Origin of the sequence: Klebsiella sp. JN_Kp126 (assembly GCF_033843325.1) — a bacterium.
Lineage (GTDB): Bacteria > Pseudomonadota > Gammaproteobacteria > Enterobacterales > Enterobacteriaceae > Klebsiella > Klebsiella michiganensis.
On the sequence record NZ_JAWXQV010000041.1, the window covers coordinates 64,926 to 85,111 of the forward strand.

18 protein-coding genes are annotated in these 20,186 nt (G+C 56.8%); all 18 read left to right on the plus strand.

The window, feature by feature from the left end; translation table 11 throughout:
- Positions 1 to 2 precede the first annotated feature (2 nt).
- The 18 genes from ilvN (at position 3) to lpxC (ending at position 20,157) form a co-directional block, all read left to right on the plus strand.
- Positions 3 to 494, plus strand: a complete 492-nt coding sequence (ilvN, locus tag SIK97_RS02290; RefSeq protein ID WP_004098573.1) for an acetolactate synthase small subunit — start codon at positions 3 to 5, stop codon at positions 492 to 494.
- Between the two features lie 180 nt (positions 495 to 674).
- Complete coding sequence (gene cra, locus SIK97_RS02295; RefSeq protein WP_004098577.1) at positions 675 to 1,679, plus strand: catabolite repressor/activator; 1,005 nt, start codon at positions 675 to 677, stop codon at positions 1,677 to 1,679.
- A 626-nt stretch (positions 1,680 to 2,305) separates the two neighbouring features.
- A complete protein-coding gene (mraZ, locus tag SIK97_RS02300) occupies positions 2,306 to 2,764 on the plus strand; it encodes a division/cell wall cluster transcriptional repressor MraZ (RefSeq protein WP_009654608.1) in 459 nt (152 codons plus the stop codon).
- 1 nt (position 2,765) lies between these two features.
- Positions 2,766 to 3,707: a 16S rRNA (cytosine(1402)-N(4))-methyltransferase RsmH gene (gene rsmH / locus SIK97_RS02305; RefSeq protein WP_004098579.1), complete on the plus strand. Its 942-nt coding sequence runs from the start codon at positions 2,766 to 2,768 to the stop codon at positions 3,705 to 3,707.
- Entirely contained in the window at positions 3,704 to 4,069 is a 366-nt protein-coding gene (gene ftsL, locus SIK97_RS02310) for a cell division protein FtsL (RefSeq protein WP_002888550.1), read from the plus strand. Before rsmH ends, ftsL begins: the two co-directional genes overlap by 4 nt.
- A 15-nt stretch (positions 4,070 to 4,084) precedes the next feature.
- A complete protein-coding gene (locus tag SIK97_RS02315; RefSeq protein ID WP_004098582.1) occupies positions 4,085 to 5,851 on the plus strand; it encodes a peptidoglycan glycosyltransferase FtsI in 1,767 nt (588 codons plus the stop codon).
- A complete protein-coding gene (gene murE, locus SIK97_RS02320; protein WP_071846144.1) occupies positions 5,838 to 7,325 on the plus strand; it encodes a UDP-N-acetylmuramoyl-L-alanyl-D-glutamate--2,6-diaminopimelate ligase in 1,488 nt (495 codons plus the stop codon). The genes SIK97_RS02315 and murE overlap by 14 nt, the downstream gene beginning before the upstream one ends.
- A complete protein-coding gene (gene murF, locus SIK97_RS02325) occupies positions 7,322 to 8,680 on the plus strand; it encodes a UDP-N-acetylmuramoyl-tripeptide--D-alanyl-D-alanine ligase (protein ID WP_032747978.1) in 1,359 nt (452 codons plus the stop codon). The genes murE and murF overlap by 4 nt, the downstream gene beginning before the upstream one ends.
- A complete protein-coding gene (mraY, locus tag SIK97_RS02330) occupies positions 8,674 to 9,756 on the plus strand; it encodes a phospho-N-acetylmuramoyl-pentapeptide-transferase (RefSeq protein WP_004098585.1) in 1,083 nt (360 codons plus the stop codon). The genes murF and mraY overlap by 7 nt, the downstream gene beginning before the upstream one ends.
- A gap of 2 nt (positions 9,757 to 9,758) precedes the next feature.
- Positions 9,759 to 11,075 (plus strand): UDP-N-acetylmuramoyl-L-alanine--D-glutamate ligase, encoded by a 1,317-nt coding sequence (murD, locus tag SIK97_RS02335; protein WP_049102340.1) that lies wholly within the window; start codon positions 9,759 to 9,761, stop codon positions 11,073 to 11,075.
- Complete coding sequence (gene ftsW, locus SIK97_RS02340; RefSeq protein WP_004098587.1) at positions 11,075 to 12,334, plus strand: cell division protein FtsW; 1,260 nt, start codon at positions 11,075 to 11,077, stop codon at positions 12,332 to 12,334. The genes murD and ftsW overlap by 1 nt, the downstream gene beginning before the upstream one ends.
- Positions 12,331 to 13,401 carry an undecaprenyldiphospho-muramoylpentapeptide beta-N-acetylglucosaminyltransferase gene (gene murG / locus SIK97_RS02345; protein ID WP_014837405.1) on the plus strand — a complete coding sequence of 357 codons (1,071 nt, stop codon included), beginning with the start codon at positions 12,331 to 12,333 and terminating at the stop codon, positions 13,399 to 13,401. Before ftsW ends, murG begins: the two co-directional genes overlap by 4 nt.
- 47 nt (positions 13,402 to 13,448) lie before the next feature.
- Positions 13,449 to 14,924 carry a UDP-N-acetylmuramate--L-alanine ligase gene (murC, locus tag SIK97_RS02350; RefSeq protein ID WP_014227921.1) on the plus strand — a complete coding sequence of 492 codons (1,476 nt, stop codon included), beginning with the start codon at positions 13,449 to 13,451 and terminating at the stop codon, positions 14,922 to 14,924.
- Complete coding sequence (locus SIK97_RS02355; protein WP_032720383.1) at positions 14,917 to 15,837, plus strand: D-alanine--D-alanine ligase; 921 nt, start codon at positions 14,917 to 14,919, stop codon at positions 15,835 to 15,837. The genes murC and SIK97_RS02355 overlap by 8 nt, the downstream gene beginning before the upstream one ends.
- Position 15,838: 1 nt before the next feature.
- On the plus strand, positions 15,839 to 16,672 hold the full coding sequence (gene ftsQ / locus SIK97_RS02360) for a cell division protein FtsQ (RefSeq protein ID WP_014227923.1): 834 nt from the start codon (positions 15,839 to 15,841) through the stop codon (positions 16,670 to 16,672).
- On the plus strand, positions 16,669 to 17,925 hold the full coding sequence (gene ftsA, locus SIK97_RS02365) for a cell division protein FtsA (protein WP_004098594.1): 1,257 nt from the start codon (positions 16,669 to 16,671) through the stop codon (positions 17,923 to 17,925). Before ftsQ ends, ftsA begins: the two co-directional genes overlap by 4 nt.
- Positions 17,926 to 17,987: 62 nt before the next feature.
- Positions 17,988 to 19,139, plus strand: a complete 1,152-nt coding sequence (ftsZ, locus tag SIK97_RS02370; protein WP_004098597.1) for a cell division protein FtsZ — start codon at positions 17,988 to 17,990, stop codon at positions 19,137 to 19,139.
- Between the two features lie 100 nt (positions 19,140 to 19,239).
- A complete protein-coding gene (gene lpxC / locus SIK97_RS02375; RefSeq protein WP_004098599.1) occupies positions 19,240 to 20,157 on the plus strand; it encodes a UDP-3-O-acyl-N-acetylglucosamine deacetylase in 918 nt (305 codons plus the stop codon).
- The last annotated feature ends 29 nt before the right edge of the window (positions 20,158 to 20,186 follow it).

A 20,186-nucleotide genomic window follows, 5' to 3' on the forward strand; every position in this document is an offset into this window, starting at 1 on the left:
TTATGCGCCGGATATTATCAGTATTACTGGAGAACGAATCGGGCGCGCTATCCCGCGTGATCGGCCTCTTTTCACAGCGCGGTTATAATATTGAAAGCCTGACGGTAGCGCCGACGGACGATCCGACGTTATCCAGAATGACGATTCAAACCGTTGGCGATGAGAAAGCGATTGAGCAGATAGAAAAGCAGCTGCACAAGCTGGTAGACGTGCTGCGCGTTAACGAGCTCGGACAAGGCGCGCACGTTGAGCGTGAAATTATGCTGGTGAAGGTCCAGGCCAGCGGCTATGGACGCGATGAGGTCAAGCGCAATACGGAAATCTTCCGTGGGCAAATTATCGACGTCACGCCGTCTATCTATACCGTTCAGCTGGCGGGAACCAGCGATAAGCTGGATGCGTTTTTGGCTTCGCTGCGCGACGTGGCGCGAATTGTTGAAGTCGCCCGCTCGGGCGTAGTCGGATTGTCGCGCGGCGACAAAATCATGCGCTGAGCCGCTGAAACCGACGTAAAAATAGCCCGACACAGCCTGTCGGGCTATTTTTTTGCGAAATCGGTGGGAACTGTGGACTAAAGCGGTTGCTGCGCTTACTTTTCTGCGCTTAGATGTTATAAAAACGAATCCATACCTGAAGAATGGTTATGTTCTGTACTTATTACCCAAGGGGCAATTGTGAAACTGGATGAAATCGCCCGGCTGGCCGGTGTCTCGCGAACGACCGCTAGCTATGTGATTAATGGGAAAGCGAAGCAGTATCGCGTTAGCGATAAAACTGTTGAAAAGGTGATGGCGGTGGTTCGTGAGCACAACTATCATCCGAATGCGGTTGCTGCAGGCTTGCGTGCAGGACGTACGCGGTCCATTGGTCTGGTTATCCCGGACCTGGAAAACACCAGCTATACGCGCATCGCTAATTACCTGGAGCGTCAGGCGCGCCAGCGCGGCTATCAGCTATTGATCGCCTGCTCCGAGGATCAGCCGGATAACGAAATGCGCTGCATTGAGCATCTGCTGCAGCGTCAGGTCGACGCGATAATCGTTTCCACCTCATTACCGCCTGAACATCCGTTCTATCAGCGCTGGGCTAACGATCCGTTCCCGATTGTCGCGCTCGACCGCGCGCTCGATCGAGAGCACTTCACCAGCGTGGTGGGCGCCGATCAGGACGATGCTGAAATGCTCGGTGCGGAATTGCGTAAGTTTCCGGCTGAAACGGTGCTGTACCTTGGCGCGCTGCCGGAACTTTCGGTGAGCTTCCTGCGCGAGCAGGGATTCCGTACGGCATGGAAGGACGATCCGCGAGAGGTGCATTTCCTCTATGCAAACAGCTACGAGCGCGAAGCCGCGGCGCAGCTCTTTGAAAAGTGGCTGGAAACGCATCCAATGCCTCAGGCGCTGTTTACGACTTCGTTTCCGCTACTGCAGGGCGTGATGGACGTCACGCTGCGCCGGGAAGGGAAGCTGCCTTCCGAGCTGGCTATTGCCACTTTTGGCGATAATGAACTGCTGGATTTCCTCCAGTGTCCCGTTTTAGCCGTGGCCCAGCGCCACCGCGACGTGGCGGAGCGCGTGCTGGAGATCGTGCTCGCCAGCCTTGATGAACCGCGTAAGCCGAAACCAGGGTTAAGCCGTATCCGGCGCAATCTTTATCGTCGCGGCAGCCTGAATCGCCGCTAAGCGCGTGACCAGGATTATTCGTAGAGCATTCGCCAGACGGAGACGCGTCTGGCGATAATGCGCTGAGATGTCGTAAAAATTGCAGGGTTAAGGATCTTTCAGACAAATCCTTAATCTTCCTGACATCTCTTTTAATTTTATTCTTCGTGCCATTTATTCCACGGTTTAATTAGCCCATAAAAGGATTAGCGTATTTATTTGTATTATTTTGTTACATTCAGCGGGTGAGTTGCTGAATTAACACTCATTTCCTCGCTATTATGGTAGCGATAAGCGCTGTACCCCGCAGTAAGAGTGCCTCTCCTGTGAAAACTGGTGCTGTTAACGGTCATCAGAATGGCCTAAAATGCCGCTCGCGTCGCAAACTGACACTTTATATTTTCCCTTCGAAGATATTTTGCTGCTTTAACTGTTACAAGTTTGTTGGTTGTTTTCTTACCGATATTCATAACGTTAATTTGCCTCGTTTGTTGGTTGATTTTTCCTCAGGGCGAATATCGGCTGTAAATAATGGGTTTTTGAGCTCTGTTGGCATCCGTGCTGGCTTGACAAGCTTTTCCTCCGCTCCGTAAACTCCTTCTTGTGGGAATTTGTGGGGTAAAGTGGCGAAAAGGGGTGAGGCTGGCATGTTCCGTGGGGCAACGTTAGTCAATCTCGACAGTAAAGGCCGTCTGGCCGTACCGACGCGCTACCGCGACGGGCTGATCGAGAACGCTTCCGGTCAATTGGTATGCACCATTGACATCCATCACCCGTGCCTGCTGCTTTACCCTTTGCCTGAATGGGAAATCATCGAGCAAAAATTATCGCGTTTATCGAGCATGAACCCCACCGAGCGGCGCGTACAGCGTTTGCTTCTGGGACATGCCAGCGAATGTCAGATGGATAGCGCCGGGAGGCTATTAATCGCCCCGGTGCTGCGGCAACACGCCGGGCTGACAAAAGAAGTGATGCTGGTCGGGCAGTTCAATAAGTTTGAGCTGTGGGACGAAACGACCTGGTATCAACGGGTCAAGGAAGATATCGACGCTGAGCAGTCCGCTTCCGGGGAACTGTCGGAGCGCCTGCAGGATTTGTCTTTGTAAAATGATGGAAAATTATAAACACACTACGGTACTTCTGGATGAAGCCGTTAACGGCCTGAATATTCGTCCTGACGGTATCTACATTGATGGTACCTTTGGCCGCGGCGGTCACTCGCGCCTGATTCTCTCCCAGCTGGGAGCGGAGGGACGCCTGCTGGCGATCGATCGCGACCCGCAGGCTATTGCCGTCGCGAAAACTATCGATGATCCCCGCTTTTCCATCGTTCATGGTCCTTTTTCTCAGTTGGCCGACTATGTTGGCGAGCGCAATCTAACCGGCAAGATCGACGGTATTCTGCTCGATCTTGGCGTCTCTTCACCGCAGCTGGATGACGCTGAACGTGGCTTCTCTTTTATGCGCGATGGTCCGCTGGATATGCGCATGGATCCGACGCGCGGCCAGTCAGCCGCTGAATGGCTACAAACCGCCGACGAAGCCGATATCGCCTGGGTCATCAAAACCTTCGGCGAAGAGCGCTTTGGTAAACGCATTGCCCGCGCCATCGTCGAACGCAACCGCGTGGAACCGATGACGCGTACCAAAGAGCTGGCGGAGGTCGTTGCGGCGGCGACGCCGGTGAAAGATAAATTCAAACATCCCGCGACCCGTACCTTCCAGGCGGTGCGCATTTGGGTGAACAGTGAACTGGAGGAGATAGAGCAGGCGCTAAAAAGCTCGCTCAGCGTGCTGGCCCCGGGCGGGCGGCTCTCAATCATCAGTTTCCACTCGCTGGAAGACCGTATTGTGAAGCGCTTTATGCGCGAGCAAAGCCGCGGTCCGCAGGTTCCGGCAGGGTTACCGATGACCGAAGAGCAGCTTAAAAAACTGGGCGGCCGTGAGCTAAGAGCATTAGGCAAGTTGATGCCGGGCGAAAAAGAGGTAGCTGAAAATCCTCGTGCCCGTAGTTCAGTTCTGCGTATTGCAGAGAGGACGAACGCATGATCGGCAGAGTGACAGAAGCCCTAAGCAAGGTGAAAGGGTCGATAGGAAGCAACGAGCGCCATGCTTTGCCTGGCGTGATCGGAGACGACCTCCTGCGGTTTGGGAAGCTGCCACTCTGCCTGTTCATTTGCATCATTATTACGGCGATTACGGTGGTGACAACGGCGCACCATACTCGCCTCTTAACCGCGCAGCGCGAACAGCTGGTGCTGGAACGCGACGCGCTGGATATTGAATGGCGCAACCTGATCCTCGAAGAAAATGCTCTCGGCGATCACAGTCGGGTTGAGCGGATCGCGACCGAGAAGCTGCAGATGCAGCACGTCGATCCATCACAAGAAAATATCGTTGTACAGAAATAAGGATTATTGCGACGCATGAAAGCAGCGCCGAAAACGCCAAAAGCAAAACGTCAGGAAGAACAGGCCAACTTTATCAGTTGGCGTTTTGCGTTGCTGTGCGGCTGTATTCTGCTGGCGCTGGGCTTCCTGCTGGGCCGCGTGGCCTGGCTACAGGTGATTAGCCCGGACATGCTGGTACGCCAGGGCGATATGCGTTCTCTGCGCGTGCAGGAAGTCTCTACCGCGCGCGGAATGATAACCGATCGTTCCGGCCGCCCGCTGGCGGTGAGCGTGCCGGTAAAAGCTATCTGGGCTGACCCGAAAGAGCTGCATGAAGCCGGGGGCGTGACCCTGGACAACCGCTGGAAGGCGCTGGCCGATGCGCTGAATATGCCGCTGGATCAGCTGGCATCGCGCATCAATACCAATCCACGGATGCGTTTTATCTATCTGGCGCGTCAGGTGAACCCTGATATGGCCGACTACATCCGTAAATTGAAGCTGCCGGGGATTCATCTGCGGGAAGAGTCCCGCCGCTACTATCCGTCTGGCGAAGTAACCGCTCACCTCATTGGCTTCACTAACGTCGATAGCCAGGGGATTGAGGGCGTAGAGAAGAGCTTTGATAAGTGGCTTACCGGCCAGCCCGGCGAGCGTATCGTGCGTAAAGACCGCTATGGTCGGGTAATCGAAGATATTTCGTCCACCGATAGCCAGGCCGCGCATAACCTGGCGCTGAGCATTGACGAACGCCTGCAGGCGCTGGTGTATCGCGAGCTGAATAATGCGGTGGCATTCAACAAAGCGGAGTCAGGTACCGCGGTTCTGGTCGACGTTAACACCGGCGAAGTGCTGGCGATGGCCAACAGCCCGTCGTACAACCCGAATAATTTCGCGGGTACCTCCAAAGATACGATGCGTAACCGCGCCATTACCGACGTGTTTGAGCCGGGCTCAACGGTGAAGCCGATGGTGGTGATGACGGCGCTTCAGCGCGGCATTGTTAACGAAAATACCGTACTGAACACCATTCCCTATCGAATTAACGGCCACGAAATCAAAGACGTGGCGCGCTACAGCGAATTGACCCTGACCGGGGTACTACAGAAGTCGAGTAACGTCGGTGTTTCTAAGCTGGCGTTAGCGATGCCGTCCTCAGCGTTAGTAGATACTTACTCACGTTTTGGACTCGGAAAAGCGACCAATTTGGGGTTGGTCGGAGAACGCAGTGGCTTATACCCTCAAAAACAACGGTGGTCTGACATAGAGAGGGCCACCTTTTCTTTCGGCTATGGGCTAATGGTAACCCCGTTACAGTTAGCGCGAGTCTACGCAACGATCGGCAGCTACGGCATATATCGCCCGCTGTCGATTACCAAAGTTGATCCACCGGTTCCGGGCGAGCGCGTCTTCCCGGAATCACTCGTTCGTACCGTTGTTCATATGATGGAAAGCGTGGCGCTGCCCGGCGGCGGCGGCGTGAAGGCGGCGATCAAAGGCTATCGCATCGCCATTAAAACCGGTACGGCGAAAAAAGTAGGGCCCGACGGCCGCTACATCAACAAATACATTGCTTACACCGCAGGCGTTGCGCCCGCCAGCCATCCGCGCTTTGCGCTGGTGGTGGTGATCAACGATCCGCAGGCGGGTAAATACTACGGCGGCGCCGTTTCCGCGCCGGTCTTCGGTGCCATCATGGGCGGCGTACTGCGCACCATGAACATTGAACCGGATGCGCTGGCAACGGCTGAAAAAAGTGAATTAGTGATTAATCAAGGCGAGGGAACAGGTGGCAGATCGTAATTTGCGCGACCTTCTCGCTCCGTGGGTGCCAAATGCGCCGGAGCGAATTCTGCGAGAAATGACGCTGGACAGCCGGGTGGCTGCTTCTGGCGATCTTTTTGTCGCGGTTTTAGGTCATCAGGCGGACGGGCGTCGTTATATCCCGCAGGCGATAGCGCAAGGTGTTGCTGCCATTATTGCTGAGGCCAAAGATGAGGCCCATGACGGCGAAATCCGTGAAATGCACGGTGTGCCGGTTATCTATCTGAGCCAACTCAACGAGCGCTTATCCGCGCTGGCCGGGCGTTTTTACCATCAGCCTTCGGAACAACTGCGCCTGGTGGGCGTCACCGGGACTAACGGCAAGACCACCACGACACAGCTGCTGGCGCAGTGGGCGCAGCTGCTGGGGGAAACCAGCGCGGTAATGGGAACCGTAGGCAATGGCCTGCTGGAGAAAGTTATCCCAACGGAAAACACCACCGGTTCGGCCGTTGATGTTCAACACGTACTCTCTGGCCTGGCAGGGCAGGGGGCGACGTTCGCCGCGATGGAAGTCTCTTCCCACGGGCTGGTGCAGCATCGCGTAGCCGCGCTGCAGTTTGCCGCCTCGGTCTTCACCAACCTGAGCCGCGATCACCTCGATTACCACGGTGATATGGAACATTACGAAGCGGCGAAATGGCTGCTCTACTCAACCCACCATTGCGGGCAGGCGATTGTTAATGCGGACGATGAAGTCGGTCGCCGCTGGCTGGCGAAACTGCCGGATGCGGTTGCCGTATCGATGGAAGATCACATTAACCCGAACTGCCGGGGTCGCTGGCTCAAAGCGACCGCCGTGAGCTATCACGATAGCGGCGCCACCATTCAGTTTGCCTCCAGCTGGGGGAACGGCGAGATCGAAAGCCGCCTGATGGGCGCCTTTAACGTCAGCAATCTGCTGCTGGCCTTAGCCACCCTGCTGGCGCTGGGCTATCCGCTTGCCGATCTGCTGAAAACCGCCGCGCGCCTGCAGCCGGTATGCGGGCGTATGGAAGTGTTCGCCGCGCCGGGTAAACCGACCGTGGTCGTTGATTACGCCCACACGCCTGATGCGCTGGAAAAAGCGCTGCAGGCGGCGCGTCTGCACTGTCGCGGTAAACTGTGGTGCGTATTTGGCTGCGGCGGGGATCGCGACAAAGGCAAGCGTCCGCTGATGGGCGCTATCGCCGAAGAGTTTGCCGATATCGTGGTTGTCACCGACGACAACCCGCGCACCGAAGAGCCGCGGGCGATTATCAACGACATTCTGGCCGGCATGCTGGACGCGGGCCATGCCAGGGCGGTGGAAGGTCGTGCGGAAGCGGTCACTAATGCGGTGATGCAGGCGAAAGAAAACGACGTCGTTCTGGTGGCGGGCAAAGGCCACGAGGACTATCAAATCGTCGGCAATCGCCGACTCGATTACTCTGACCGCGTCACCGTAGCGCGTCTGCTGGGGGCGGTAGCATGATTCGCTTGACTCTCAGCCAGCTCGCCGGCATCACGCATGGCGAGCTGCACGGCCGCGATGTGGCGATTGATGACGTCACCTCCGATACCCGTAAAATCACGGCGGGCTGCCTGTTCGTGGCGCTAAAAGGCGAGCGCTTTGATGCGCATGACTTTGCCGAACAGGCGAAAGCTGCCGGCGCGGGCGCACTGTTGGTCAGCCGTCAGCTGGCCTGCGATCTACCGCAGGTGGTGGTGAAGGATACGCGTCTGGCGTTTGGCGAACTGGCCGCGTGGGTGCGTCAGCAGGTGCCGGCGCGCGTGGTCGCGCTGACCGGATCTTCCGGAAAAACCTCGGTTAAAGAGATGACCGCGGCGATTCTGAGCCAGTGCGGCAATACGCTGTATACCGCAGGTAACCTGAACAACGATATCGGCGTGCCGATGACGCTGCTGCGTCTCACCAAAGAACATGACTACGCGGTCATCGAGTTAGGCGCTAATCACCAGGGGGAAATTGCCTGGACAGTTAGCCTGACCCGTCCCGAAGCCGCGTTAGTGAATAACCTGGCCGCCGCGCACCTGGAAGGCTTTGGCTCTCTGGAAGGCGTGGCGAAAGCCAAGGGCGAAATTTACACCGGTCTGCCGCTCAACGGCATCGCGATTATGAACGCCGACAATAATGACTGGCTGAACTGGCAAAGCGTGATTGGCGAGCGTAAAACCTGGCGTTTTTCGCCGAACGCCGCCCACAGCGATTTCACGGCAACCAACGTTCATGTGACCTCGCACGGGACTGAATTTACTCTGCAGACCCCAACGGGCAGCATTGATGTACTGCTACCGCTGCCGGGGCGCCATAACATCGCCAACGCGCTGGCTGCCGCGGCGCTGTCAATGGCGGTGGGGGCGACGCATGAGGCGATCAAAGCGGGTCTGAAAGATCTGAAAGCGGTACCGGGGCGGCTATTCCCGATTCAGCTGACCGACAGCCAGCTGCTGCTGGATGATTCCTATAACGCCAACGTCGGCTCGCTGACCGCTGCGGTACAGGTGCTGTCTGAGATGCCGGGCTACCGGGTACTGGTCGTTGGCGATATGGCCGAACTCGGCGCGGAAAGCCAGGCGTGCCATCGTCAGGTGGGCGAAGCGGCAAAAGCGGCCGGGCTCGATCGCGTACTGAGCGTCGGTACGTTGAGCGCAGAGATCAGCGGCGCCAGCGGCGTTGGCGAACATTTTAGCGAGAAGGCCGCGCTGGTGACCCGCCTGCGCGAGCTCACCGCAGAACATAAAATTATGACCATTTTAGTGAAGGGTTCACGTAGTGCCGCCATGGAAGTGGTAGTACGCGCATTACAGGAGAACGGAACATGTTAGTATGGCTGGCCGAACATTTGGTCAAATATTATTCAGGCTTTAACGTCTTTTCCTACCTGACGTTTCGCGCCATTGTCAGCCTGCTGACCGCGCTGTTCATCTCTCTGTGGATGGGCCCGCGCATGATCGCCCGTCTGCAAAAACTCTCCTTTGGCCAGGTTGTACGTAACGATGGCCCGGAATCTCACTTTAGTAAGCGCGGTACGCCGACTATGGGCGGGATCATGATCCTGACCGCCATTGTTGTCTCCGTTCTGCTGTGGGCCTATCCATCTAACCCCTACGTCTGGTGCGTGCTGACGGTACTGGTGGGCTACGGCATCATCGGCTTCGTTGATGACTACCGTAAGGTGGTTCGCAAAGATACCAAGGGCCTGATTGCTCGCTGGAAATACTTCTGGATGTCGGTGATTGCGCTGGGCGTCGCCTTTGCGCTGTATATGGCGGGTAAAGATACGCCGGCGACTCAGCTGGTGGTGCCGTTCTTTAAAGACGTGATGCCGCAGCTGGGCCTGTTCTACGTCCTGCTGGCCTATTTTGTTATCGTCGGGACCGGTAATGCGGTCAACCTGACCGACGGCCTTGATGGGCTGGCGATTATGCCAACCGTATTCGTTGCCGCCGGCTTCGCGCTGGTTGCCTGGGCGACCGGGAACATGAATTTCGCCAACTACCTGCATATCCCTTATTTGCGTCACGCCGGTGAACTGGTGATCGTCTGTACGGCGATTGTCGGCGCGGGCCTGGGCTTCCTGTGGTTTAACACCTATCCGGCACAGGTCTTTATGGGCGATGTGGGTTCGCTGGCTCTCGGCGGCGCGCTGGGGATTATCGCCGTGCTGCTGCGCCAGGAATTCCTGCTGGTGATTATGGGCGGCGTATTTGTGGTGGAAACGCTCTCGGTGATTCTGCAGGTCGGCTCCTTCAAGCTGCGCGGTCAGCGCATCTTCCGCATGGCGCCGATTCACCATCACTATGAACTGAAAGGCTGGCCGGAACCGCGCGTTATCGTGCGTTTCTGGATTATTTCGCTGATGCTGGTGCTGATTGGCCTGGCGACGCTGAAGGTACGTTAATCATGGCAGATTATCAGGGTAAAAAAGTCGTCATTATTGGGCTGGGTATGACCGGCCTGTCATGCGTGGACTTTTTCATGGCTCGCGGCGTGACGCCGCGGGTGATGGATACCCGCGTTGCGCCGGCGGGGCTGGACAAGCTGCCGGAAGCCGTTGAGCGCTATGTCGGCGGTCTGAACGAAGACTGGCTGTTGACGGCGGACCTGATTGTCGCCAGCCCTGGCATCGCGTTGGCGCATCCTTCCCTGAGCGCCGCGGCGGATGCGGGGGTAGAAATAGTCGGCGATATTGAACTGTTCTGCCGCGAGGCGCAGGCGCCGATTATTGCGATCACCGGTTCCAACGGTAAAAGCACCGTGACTTCCCTTGTGGGAGAAATGGCGAAAGCGGCGGGGTTGAACGTTGGCGTCGGGGGCAATATTGGCCTGCCGGCGCTGATGCTGCTGGATCCTGAGCGCGAACTCTATGTCCTGGAGCTTTCCAGCTTCCAGCTGGAAACCACCTCCAGCCTGCGGGCGGCCGCGGCGACGATCCTTAACGTCACCGAAGATCATATGGACCGCTATCCGCTGGGGCTTCAGCAGTACCGCGCCGCCAAACTGCGCGTTTATGAGAACGCCCGGGCCTGTATCGTTAATGCCGACGATGCGTTAACCATGCCGGTACGCGGCGCTGACGATCGCTGCATCAGCTTCGGCGTTGACGTTGGCGACTATCACCTGAACCGCCAGCAGGGAGAAACCTGGCTGCGCGTCAAAGGCGAGAAAGTGCTCAACGTCAAAGAGATGAAGATTAGCGGCCAGCATAACTACAGTAACGCGCTTGCGGCCCTGGCTCTGGCGGACGCGGCGGGTCTGCCGCGCGCCAGTAGCCTGAAAGCGCTGACCACATTCACCGGGCTGGCGCATCGTTTCCAACTGGTGCTGGAGCGCAACGGCGTGCGCTGGATCAACGATTCTAAAGCCACCAACGTCGGCAGTACCGAAGCGGCGCTCAATGGGTTGCATCTTGATGGAACGCTCTATCTGCTGCTGGGCGGCGATGGGAAATCCGCTGATTTCACGCCGTTAAGCCGTTACCTGACCGGCGACAACGTTCGCCTGTACTGCTTCGGCCGCGACGGCGCGCAGCTGGCGGCCCTTCGCCCGGACGTCGCCGTGCAAACGGAAACCATGGAGCAGGCGATGCGCCAGATTGCGCCGCAGGTTGTCGCGGGTGATATGGTGCTGCTGTCTCCCGCGTGCGCCAGCCTCGATCAGTTTAAAAACTTTGAACAACGCGGCGACATCTTTGCTCGCCTGGCGAAGGAGTTAGGTTGATGCGTTTATCACTCCCGCGCCTGAAAATGCCACGGCTGAGACTGCCGCGTCTGCCGGGAATGTTTATTTTCGCATGGCTGTTCGCCGCGCTGAAAGGCTGGGTGATGGGCTCGCGGCAAAAAGATACTGATAGCCTGGTGATGTATGACCGGATGCTGCTGTGGCTGACCTTTGGCCTGGCCGCAATCGGCTTCATTATGGTGACCTCGGCGTCGATGCCGGTAGGCCAGCGTCTGGCGAACGATCCGTTTCTGTTTGCCAAGCGCGATGGCTTATACATTCTGCTGGCGCTAGGGCTGGCGATGGTGACGCTGCGCCTGCCGATGGAGTTCTGGCAGCGCCACAGTACCGCGATGCTTATCGCCTCTATCGTCATGCTGCTGATTGTTCTGGTGGTCGGTAGCTCGGTTAACGGGGCGTCGCGCTGGATTGCGCTGGGGCCGCTGCGTATCCAGCCTGCGGAGTTTACCAAGCTGTCGCTGTTCTGCTACATCGCCAACTACCTCGTGCGTAAAGGCGACGAAGTGCGTAACAACCTGCGCGGCTTCTTAAAGCCGATGGGCGTGATTTTCGTACTGGCGATTTTACTGCTGGCGCAGCCTGACCTCGGTACCGTCGTCGTGCTGTTTGTGACCACCCTGGCCATGCTGTTCCTGGCGGGAGCCAAGCTGTGGCAGTTCATCGCCATTATCGGGATGGGGCTTTCGGCGGTCGTACTGCTTATTCTGGCTGAACCGTACCGTATCCGCCGCGTGACCTCTTTCTGGAACCCGTGGGAAGATCCGTTCGGCAGCGGCTACCAGCTAACCCAGTCGCTGATGGCCTTTGGTCGCGGCGAAATGTGGGGGCAGGGCCTGGGCAATTCGGTCCAGAAGCTGGAGTATTTGCCCGAGGCGCACACCGATTTCATCTTCGCCATTATCGGTGAAGAGCTCGGTTATATCGGTGTGGTACTCGCACTTTTAATGGTATTCTTCGTCGCTTTTCGCGCCATGTCCATTGGCCGCAAAGCGCTGGAGATTGACCACCGTTTCTCCGGATTTCTGGCCTGCGCCATTGGGATCTGGTTTAGCTTTCAGGCGCTGGTTAACGTCGGCGCGGCGGCGGGGATGCTGCCAACCAAAGGCCTGACGCTGCCGCTGATCAGTTACGGCGGTTCGAGCCTGCTGATTATGTCGACGGCGATCATGTTGCTGTTACGAATTGATTATGAAACGCGTCTGGAAAAAGCCCAGGCGTTTACACGGGGTGTTCGATGAGCGGTCAGGAAAAGCGCTTAATGGTGATGGCAGGCGGTACCGGCGGACACGTGTTCCCGGGACTGGCGGTTGCGCACCATTTAATGGACCAGGGCTGGCAGGTCCGCTGGCTGGGTACCGCGGATCGTATGGAAGCGGATTTAGTGCCGAAGCACGGCATTGAAATTGATTTCATTCAGATATCCGGCCTGCGCGGCAAGGGCCTGAAGGCGCAGATGCTGGCGCCGGTGCGTATTTTCAACGCCTGGCGTCAGGCGCGAGCGATTATGCAGCGTTTTCAGCCGGACGTGGTGCTGGGCATGGGCGGCTATGTTTCCGGACCCGGCGGTCTGGCGGCATGGTCGCTGGGGATCCCGGTTGTCCTGCATGAACAGAACGGGATTGCCGGCCTGACGAATAAATGGCTGGCGAAAATTGCCAAAAAGGTCATGCAGGCATTTCCCGGCGCTTTCCCGCATGCCGACGTTGTTGGCAACCCGGTTCGTACCGATGTGCTGGCGCTGCCGCTGCCGGAACAGCGGTTAGTCGGGCGTCAGGGGCCGATTCGCGTATTGGTCGTCGGCGGCTCGCAGGGCGCGCGCGTGCTCAATCAGACGATGCCGCAGGTGGCGGCGAAGCTGGGTTCTGCTGTCACCATCTGGCACCAGAGCGGTAAAGGGGGCCAGGAGAGCGTACAGCAGGCCTATTCCGACGCCGGCCAGCCGCAGCACAAAGTCACCGAATTTATTGACGACATGGCGGCGGCTTATGCCTGGGCCGATGTTGTCGTATGTCGTTCCGGGGCGCTGACGGTGAGCGAAATTGCCGCCGCGGGTTTACCGGCGCTGTTTGTGCCTTTTCAGCACAAAGATCGTCAGCAGTACTGGAATGCGCTGCCGTTAGAGAAGGCCGGGGCAGCGAAGATCCTTGAGCAGCCGCAGTTTACCGTGGAGGCCGTCGCGCAAACTCTGGCGGGTTGGGATCGCGAGACGCTGCTGGATATGGCGGAGCGAGCGCGCAGAGCCTCGATTCCGGACGCGACCGAACGGGTAGCAGAAGAAGTGAGCGCCGCAGCACTGGCGCGTTAATCGCGGTGATGATCACCGTCCGAATAAAGAAGTTGATGGCGTAAAGAATGAATACACAAGATCTGGCAAAACTGCGTTCTATCGTGCCCGAGATGCGTCGCGTCCGGCACATTCACTTTGTTGGCATTGGCGGTGCCGGCATGGGCGGTATTGCCGAAGTTCTGGCCAACGAAGGTTATCAGATTAGCGGCTCCGACCTGGCGCCGAATCCGGTGACCCAGCAGTTGACTCAGCTTGGCGCCACGATTTATTTCAACCATCGCCCTGAAAACGTGCGCGATGCGAGCGTTGTCGTGGTTTCCAGCGCGATTTCTGCGGATAACCCGGAAATCGTCGCCGCCCACGAAGCGCGTATTCCGGTTATTCGCCGCGCCGAGATGCTGGCGGAGCTGATGCGTTTTCGCCACGGCATTGCCATTGCCGGCACGCACGGAAAGACCACAACCACGGCGATGGTCTCGAGCATTTACGCTGAAGCCGGGCTGGATCCTACTTTCGTGAACGGTGGTCTGGTCAAAGCCGCTGGCGTGCACGCGCGCCTTGGCCATAGTCGTTACCTGATTGCCGAAGCGGACGAAAGCGACGCCTCGTTCCTGCATTTACAGCCGATGGTCGCTATCGTGACCAATATCGAAGCCGATCATATGGATACCTACCACGGCGACTTCGAAAACCTGAAGCAGACGTTTATTAACTTCCTGCACAATCTGCCGTTCTACGGACGCGCGGTGATGTGCGTGGACGATCCGGTGATTCGTGAACTGCTGCCGCGCGTTGGCCGCCAGCTCACCACCTACGGATTTAGCGATGATGCCGACGTTCGCGTGGAAGAGTATCGTCAGGTTGGCGCTCAGGGCCATTTCCGTCTGGTTCGCCAGGATAAAGAGGTCATTCAGGTAACGCTGAACGCACCGGGTCGCCACAACGCGCTGAACGCGGCGGCGGCGGTGGCCGTTGCCACGGAAGAGGGCATTGATGATGACGCTATTTTGCGCGCGCTGGAAAGCTTCCAGGGCACCGGCCGTCGCTTTGATTTCCTTGGCGAATACCCCTTAGCTGAAGTTAACGGTAAAGAGGGTACCGCGATGCTGATCGATGATTATGGTCATCATCCTACGGAAGTAGATGCCACCATCAAAGCGGCGCGGGCGGGCTGGCCGGATAAAAACCTGGTGATGCTGTTTCAGCCGCACCGTTTTACCCGTACACGCGATCTGTACGATGATTTCGCCAACGTGCTGACCCAGGTTGACGCGCTACTGATGCTGGACGTTTATTCCGCGGGCGAAGCCGCTATTCCTGGCGCCGACAGCCGCTCGCTGTGCCGTACGATTCGCGGCCGCGGTAAAGTCGACCCGATTCTGGTTTCCGACCCGGCGCAGGCGGCAGAGATGCTGGCTTCAGTATTGACCGGCAACGATCTGGTGCTGGTTCAGGGGGCGGGAAATATCGGTAAAATCGCCCGTCACCTGGCGGAAATCAAATTGCAGCCGCAAAAATCGCAGGAGGAGCGCCATGGCTGATAAAATCGCGGTCCTCTTTGGCGGAACCTCCGCTGAACGTGAAGTCTCTCTCAATTCAGGTTCGGCGGTGCTCGCCGGCCTGCGTGAAGCCGGGGTCGATGCGCACCCGGTCGACCCGCGCGACGTGGACATTACCCAATTGAAAAATATGGGTTTTCAGAAAGCGTTTATTGCCTTGCACGGTCGCGGCGGTGAAGATGGTACGTTGCAGGGTCTGCTGGAGCTGATTCAACTCCCCTATACCGGCAGCGGCGTGATGGCTTCCGCTATCTCAATGGATAAGCTGCGCAGCAAACTGCTGTGGCAGGGCGCCGGGCTGCCGGTTGCGCCGTGGGTTGCGCTAACGCGTAAACAGTTTACCGCGGGGCTTTCCGCTGAGGTAGAACAGCAGATTTCCGCCCTCGGACTGCCGTTGATTGTTAAACCCAGTCGCGAAGGCTCCAGCGTCGGTATGTCCAAAGTCAGCGAAAGTTGTGCATTACAAAATGCATTGGCGCTGGCTTTTCAGCATGATGACGAAGTTCTGATTGAAAAATGGCTCAGTGGGCCGGAATTTACCGTCGCTATCGTCGGAGAAGAAATTTTACCGTCAATACGTATCCAGGCGGCTGGAACCTTCTATGATTATGAAGCAAAGTATCTCTCTGATGAAACGCAATATTTCTGCCCTGGCCTGGAAGATTCCGCGCGCGAGGCAGAAATCCAGGCTCTGGTGCAAAAAGCCTGGGATAGTCTTGGCTGTTACGGCTGGGGGCGAATTGATGTGATGCTGGACAGCGATGGCCAGTTTTATCTGCTGGAAGCAAACACCTCGCCTGGCATGACCAGTCATAGCCTGGTGCCCATGGCGGCGCGTCAGGCAGGGATGAGCTTCTCGCAGCTTGTTGTACGAATTCTGGACCTGGCGGGGTGATATGTCGCAGGCTGCGCTGAATACGCGGAACCACGAAGAGGAAGACGAAACCTCTTCGCGTCGAAGTAATGGCTCTCGTCTGGCGGGTATCTTCTTCCTGCTGGCGGTGCTCTGTACCGTGCTGGTCAGCGGATGGATGGTTCTGGGCTGGATGGAAGATGCACAGCGGTTACCGCTGTCAAAGATGGTGGTCACCGGTGAGCGTCACTACACGCGCAACGATGATATCCGTCAGGCGATTCTGGCATTGGGGTCGCCGGGCACCTTTATGACGCAGGACGTCAACATTATTCAAAGCCAGATTGAACGTCTGCCGTGGATTAAGCAGGCGAGCGTCAGAAAGCAGTGGCCGGACGAATTGAAGATTCATCTGGTTGAATATGTGCCGATAGCGCGCTGGAATGATCAGCATATGGTAGACGTGGACGGAAATTCTTTCAGCGTGCCGTCAGATCGCACCAGTAAACAGAATTTACCGATGTTGTACGGCCCGGAAGGCAGTGAGAACGAAGTCCTTCAGGGATACCGCGACATGGGGCAGGTGCTGGCAAAGGATAAATTCACGTTGAAAGTAGCGGCAATGACCGCGCGTCGCTCCTGGCAGTTGACGCTTAATAACGACATTAAGCTCAACCTTGGCCGGGGTGACACCATGAAACGGCTTCAGCGCTTTATGGAACTCTACCCGGTTCTTCAGCAGCAGGCGCAGACCGACGGCAAACGGATAAGCTACGTTGATTTGCGTTATGACTCGGGAGCGGCAGTCGGTTGGGTACCGGCTCCTGTAGAGGAAACTCAACAACAACAGAATCAGGCACAGGCAGAACAACAATGATCAAGGCGACGGACAGAAAACTGGTAGTTGGACTGGAGATTGGCACCGCTAAGGTTGCCGCTTTAGTAGGGGAAGTTCTGCCCGACGGTATGATTAATATCATTGGCGTGGGCAGTTGCCCATCGCGTGGTATGGATAAAGGCGGAGTGAACGACCTGGAATCCGTGGTGAAATGCGTACAGCGCGCCATTGACCAGGCCGAACTGATGGCGGATTGCCAGATCTCGTCAGTCTATCTGGCGCTTTCAGGCAAACATATCAGCTGTCAAAATGAAATCGGTATGGTGCCGATTTCTGAAGAAGAAGTGACGCAGGACGACGTAGAGAACGTGGTACATACCGCGAAATCGGTTCGCGTGCGCGACGAGCATCGCGTTCTGCACGTTATCCCGCAGGAGTACGCCATCGACTACCAGGAGGGGATTAAAAACCCCGTAGGACTGTCTGGCGTACGCATGCAGGCGAAAGTGCATTTGATTACCTGCCATAACGATATGGCAAAAAATATTGTCAAAGCGGTGGAACGTTGCGGTCTGAAAGTCGACCAGCTTATTTTCGCCGGTTTAGCCGCCAGCTATTCCGTATTAACGGAAGACGAACGTGAACTGGGTGTCTGCGTGGTGGATATCGGCGGTGGTACAATGGATATTGCGGTCTATACCGGCGGCGCGCTGCGTCATACCAAAGTGATCCCGTACGCGGGCAACGTGGTGACCAGCGATATTGCCTACGCTTTCGGTACGCCGCCGAGCGACGCAGAAGCCATTAAAGTGCGTCACGGCTGTGCGCTGGGTTCCATCGTTGGTAAAGACGAGAACGTGGAAGTCCCCAGCGTGGGCGGGCGTCCGCCTCGTAGTCTGCAGCGTCAGACGCTGGCCGAGGTGATTGAGCCACGTTATACCGAATTGCTCAACCTGGTGAATGAAGAGATCCTGCAGCTGCAGGAACAGCTCCGTCAACAAGGTGTGAAGCACCACCTGGCGGCTGGCATTGTATTAACCGGCGGTGCGGCGCAAATTGAAGGACTTGCCGCCTGTGCGCAGCGCGTATTCCATACGCAGGTGAGAATTGGCGCGCCGCTGAATATTACCGGATTAACGGATTATGCCCAGGAGCCGTATTACTCGACGGCGGTTGGGCTGCTGCACTACGGGAAGGAATCTCATCTCAGTGGTGAAGCAGAGGTGGAAAAACGCGTAACGGTCGGGTCGTGGATCAAACGACTCAACAGTTGGTTGCGAAAAGAGTTTTAATTTTTTAAGAGAACGCAGAAAATTAGCGTTCTCAGGCGACAGGCACAACGGAGAGAGAAATTATGTTTGAACCTATGGAACTGACCAACGACGCGGTGATTAAAGTCATCGGCGTCGGCGGCGGCGGCGGTAACGCCGTTGAGCACATGGTGCGCGAGCGCATTGAGGGTGTTGAATTTTTCGCGGTGAACACCGACGCGCAGGCTCTGCGCAAAACGGCTGTTGGCCAGACTATCCAGATCGGTAGCGGTATTACCAAAGGTCTGGGCGCAGGCGCAAACCCGGAAGTCGGCCGTAACGCGGCGGATGAAGACCGTGAAGCGCTGCGTGCCGCCCTTGACGGCGCCGATATGGTGTTTATCGCAGCCGGCATGGGCGGCGGTACCGGAACCGGTGCTGCGCCAGTGGTGGCTGAAGTTGCAAAAGATTTAGGTATCCTCACCGTTGCCGTGGTGACTAAGCCGTTCAATTTTGAAGGCAAGAAGCGCATGGCGTTCGCTGAGCAGGGCATCACCGAGCTGTCCAAGCATGTGGATTCGCTGATCACCATCCCGAACGACAAGCTGCTGAAGGTTCTCGGCCGCGGCATTTCTCTGCTCGACGCTTTCGGTGCGGCCAACGACGTGCTGAAAGGCGCGGTGCAGGGTATCGCTGAGCTGATCACCCGCCCAGGCCTGATGAACGTCGACTTTGCGGACGTGCGTACAGTGATGTCTGAAATGGGCTACGCCATGATGGGCTCCGGCGTGGCGAGCGGTGAAGACCGTGCGGAAGAAGCGGCTGAAATGGCGATCTCTTCTCCGCTGCTGGAAGATATCGATCTGTCCGGCGCGCGTGGCGTTCTGGTCAACATCACTGCGGGCTTCGACCTGCGTCTGGATGAGTTCGAGACCGTAGGTAACACTATCCGCGCATTTGCTTCGGATAACGCCACCGTGGTTATCGGTACCTCTCTGGACCCGGATATGAACGACGAGCTGCGCGTCACCGTCGTTGCTACCGGTATCGGTATGGACAAACGTCCGGAAATCACCCTGGTCACCAACAAACAGGTGCAGCAGCCGGTGATGGATCGTTACCAGCAGCACGGTATGTCTCCACTGACGCAAGAGCAGAAACCGGCCGCAAAAGTGGTCAACGACAATACGCCGCAGGCCGCGAAAGAGCCAGATTATCTGGATATTCCAGCCTTCCTGCGTAAGCAAGCCGATTAAGAATTGGCTGGAAGTTGGGCATCTGCGCTCTTTGTGCTAAACTGGCCTGCCGAATGTATAGTACACTTCGGTTGGATAGGTAACTTGGCGAGATTATACGATGATCAAACAAAGGACTCTTAAACGTATCGTTCAGGCGACTGGCGTCGGTTTGCATACCGGCAAGAAAGTCACCCTGACGTTACGCCCTGCGCCGGCAAATACCGGGGTCATCTATCGTCGCACCGACTTGAATCCACCGGTTGATTTTCCGGCTGATGCCAAATCTGTGCGTGATACCATGCTCTGTACTTGCCTGGTCAATGAGCATGACGTGCGGATATCGACGGTTGAGCACCTCAATGCCGCGCTGGCTGGCTTGGGTATCGACAACATTATTATTGAAGTCGATGCGCCGGAAGTCCCAATTATGGACGGTAGTGCGGCTCCGTTCGTTTATCTGTTGCTGGATGCCGGCATCGATGAACTGAACTGCGCTAAGAAATTTGTGCGTATCAAAGAGACAGTTCGCGTTGAAGATGGCGATAAATGGGCCGAATTCAAACCGTATAATGGTTTTTCACTGGACTTCACCATTGATTTTAACCATCCGGCGATTGACTCCAGCAGCCAGCGCTACGCAATGAACTTCTCGGCTGATGCGTTTATGCGCCAGATTAGCCGCGCGCGTACCTTCGGTTTTATGCGTGATATCGAATATCTGCAGTCCCGCGGCCTGTGCCTGGGCGGCAGCTTCGATTGTGCCATCGTTGTTGACGATTATCGCGTACTGAACGAAGACGGTTTGCGCTTTGAAGATGAGTTTGTCCGTCACAAAATGCTGGATGCCATTGGCGACCTCTTTATGTGTGGTCACAACATTATCGGCGCATTTACGGCGTACAAATCCGGTCACGCGTTGAATAACAAACTGCTGCAGGCTGTTCTGGCAAAACAGGAAGCCTGGGAGTATGTGACCTTCGAGGACGACGCAGAAATGCCGCTGGCGTTCCGCGCCCCGACGCTGGTTCTGGCATAAGTCAGACCCGGCAGTAAATTCGACTGGTA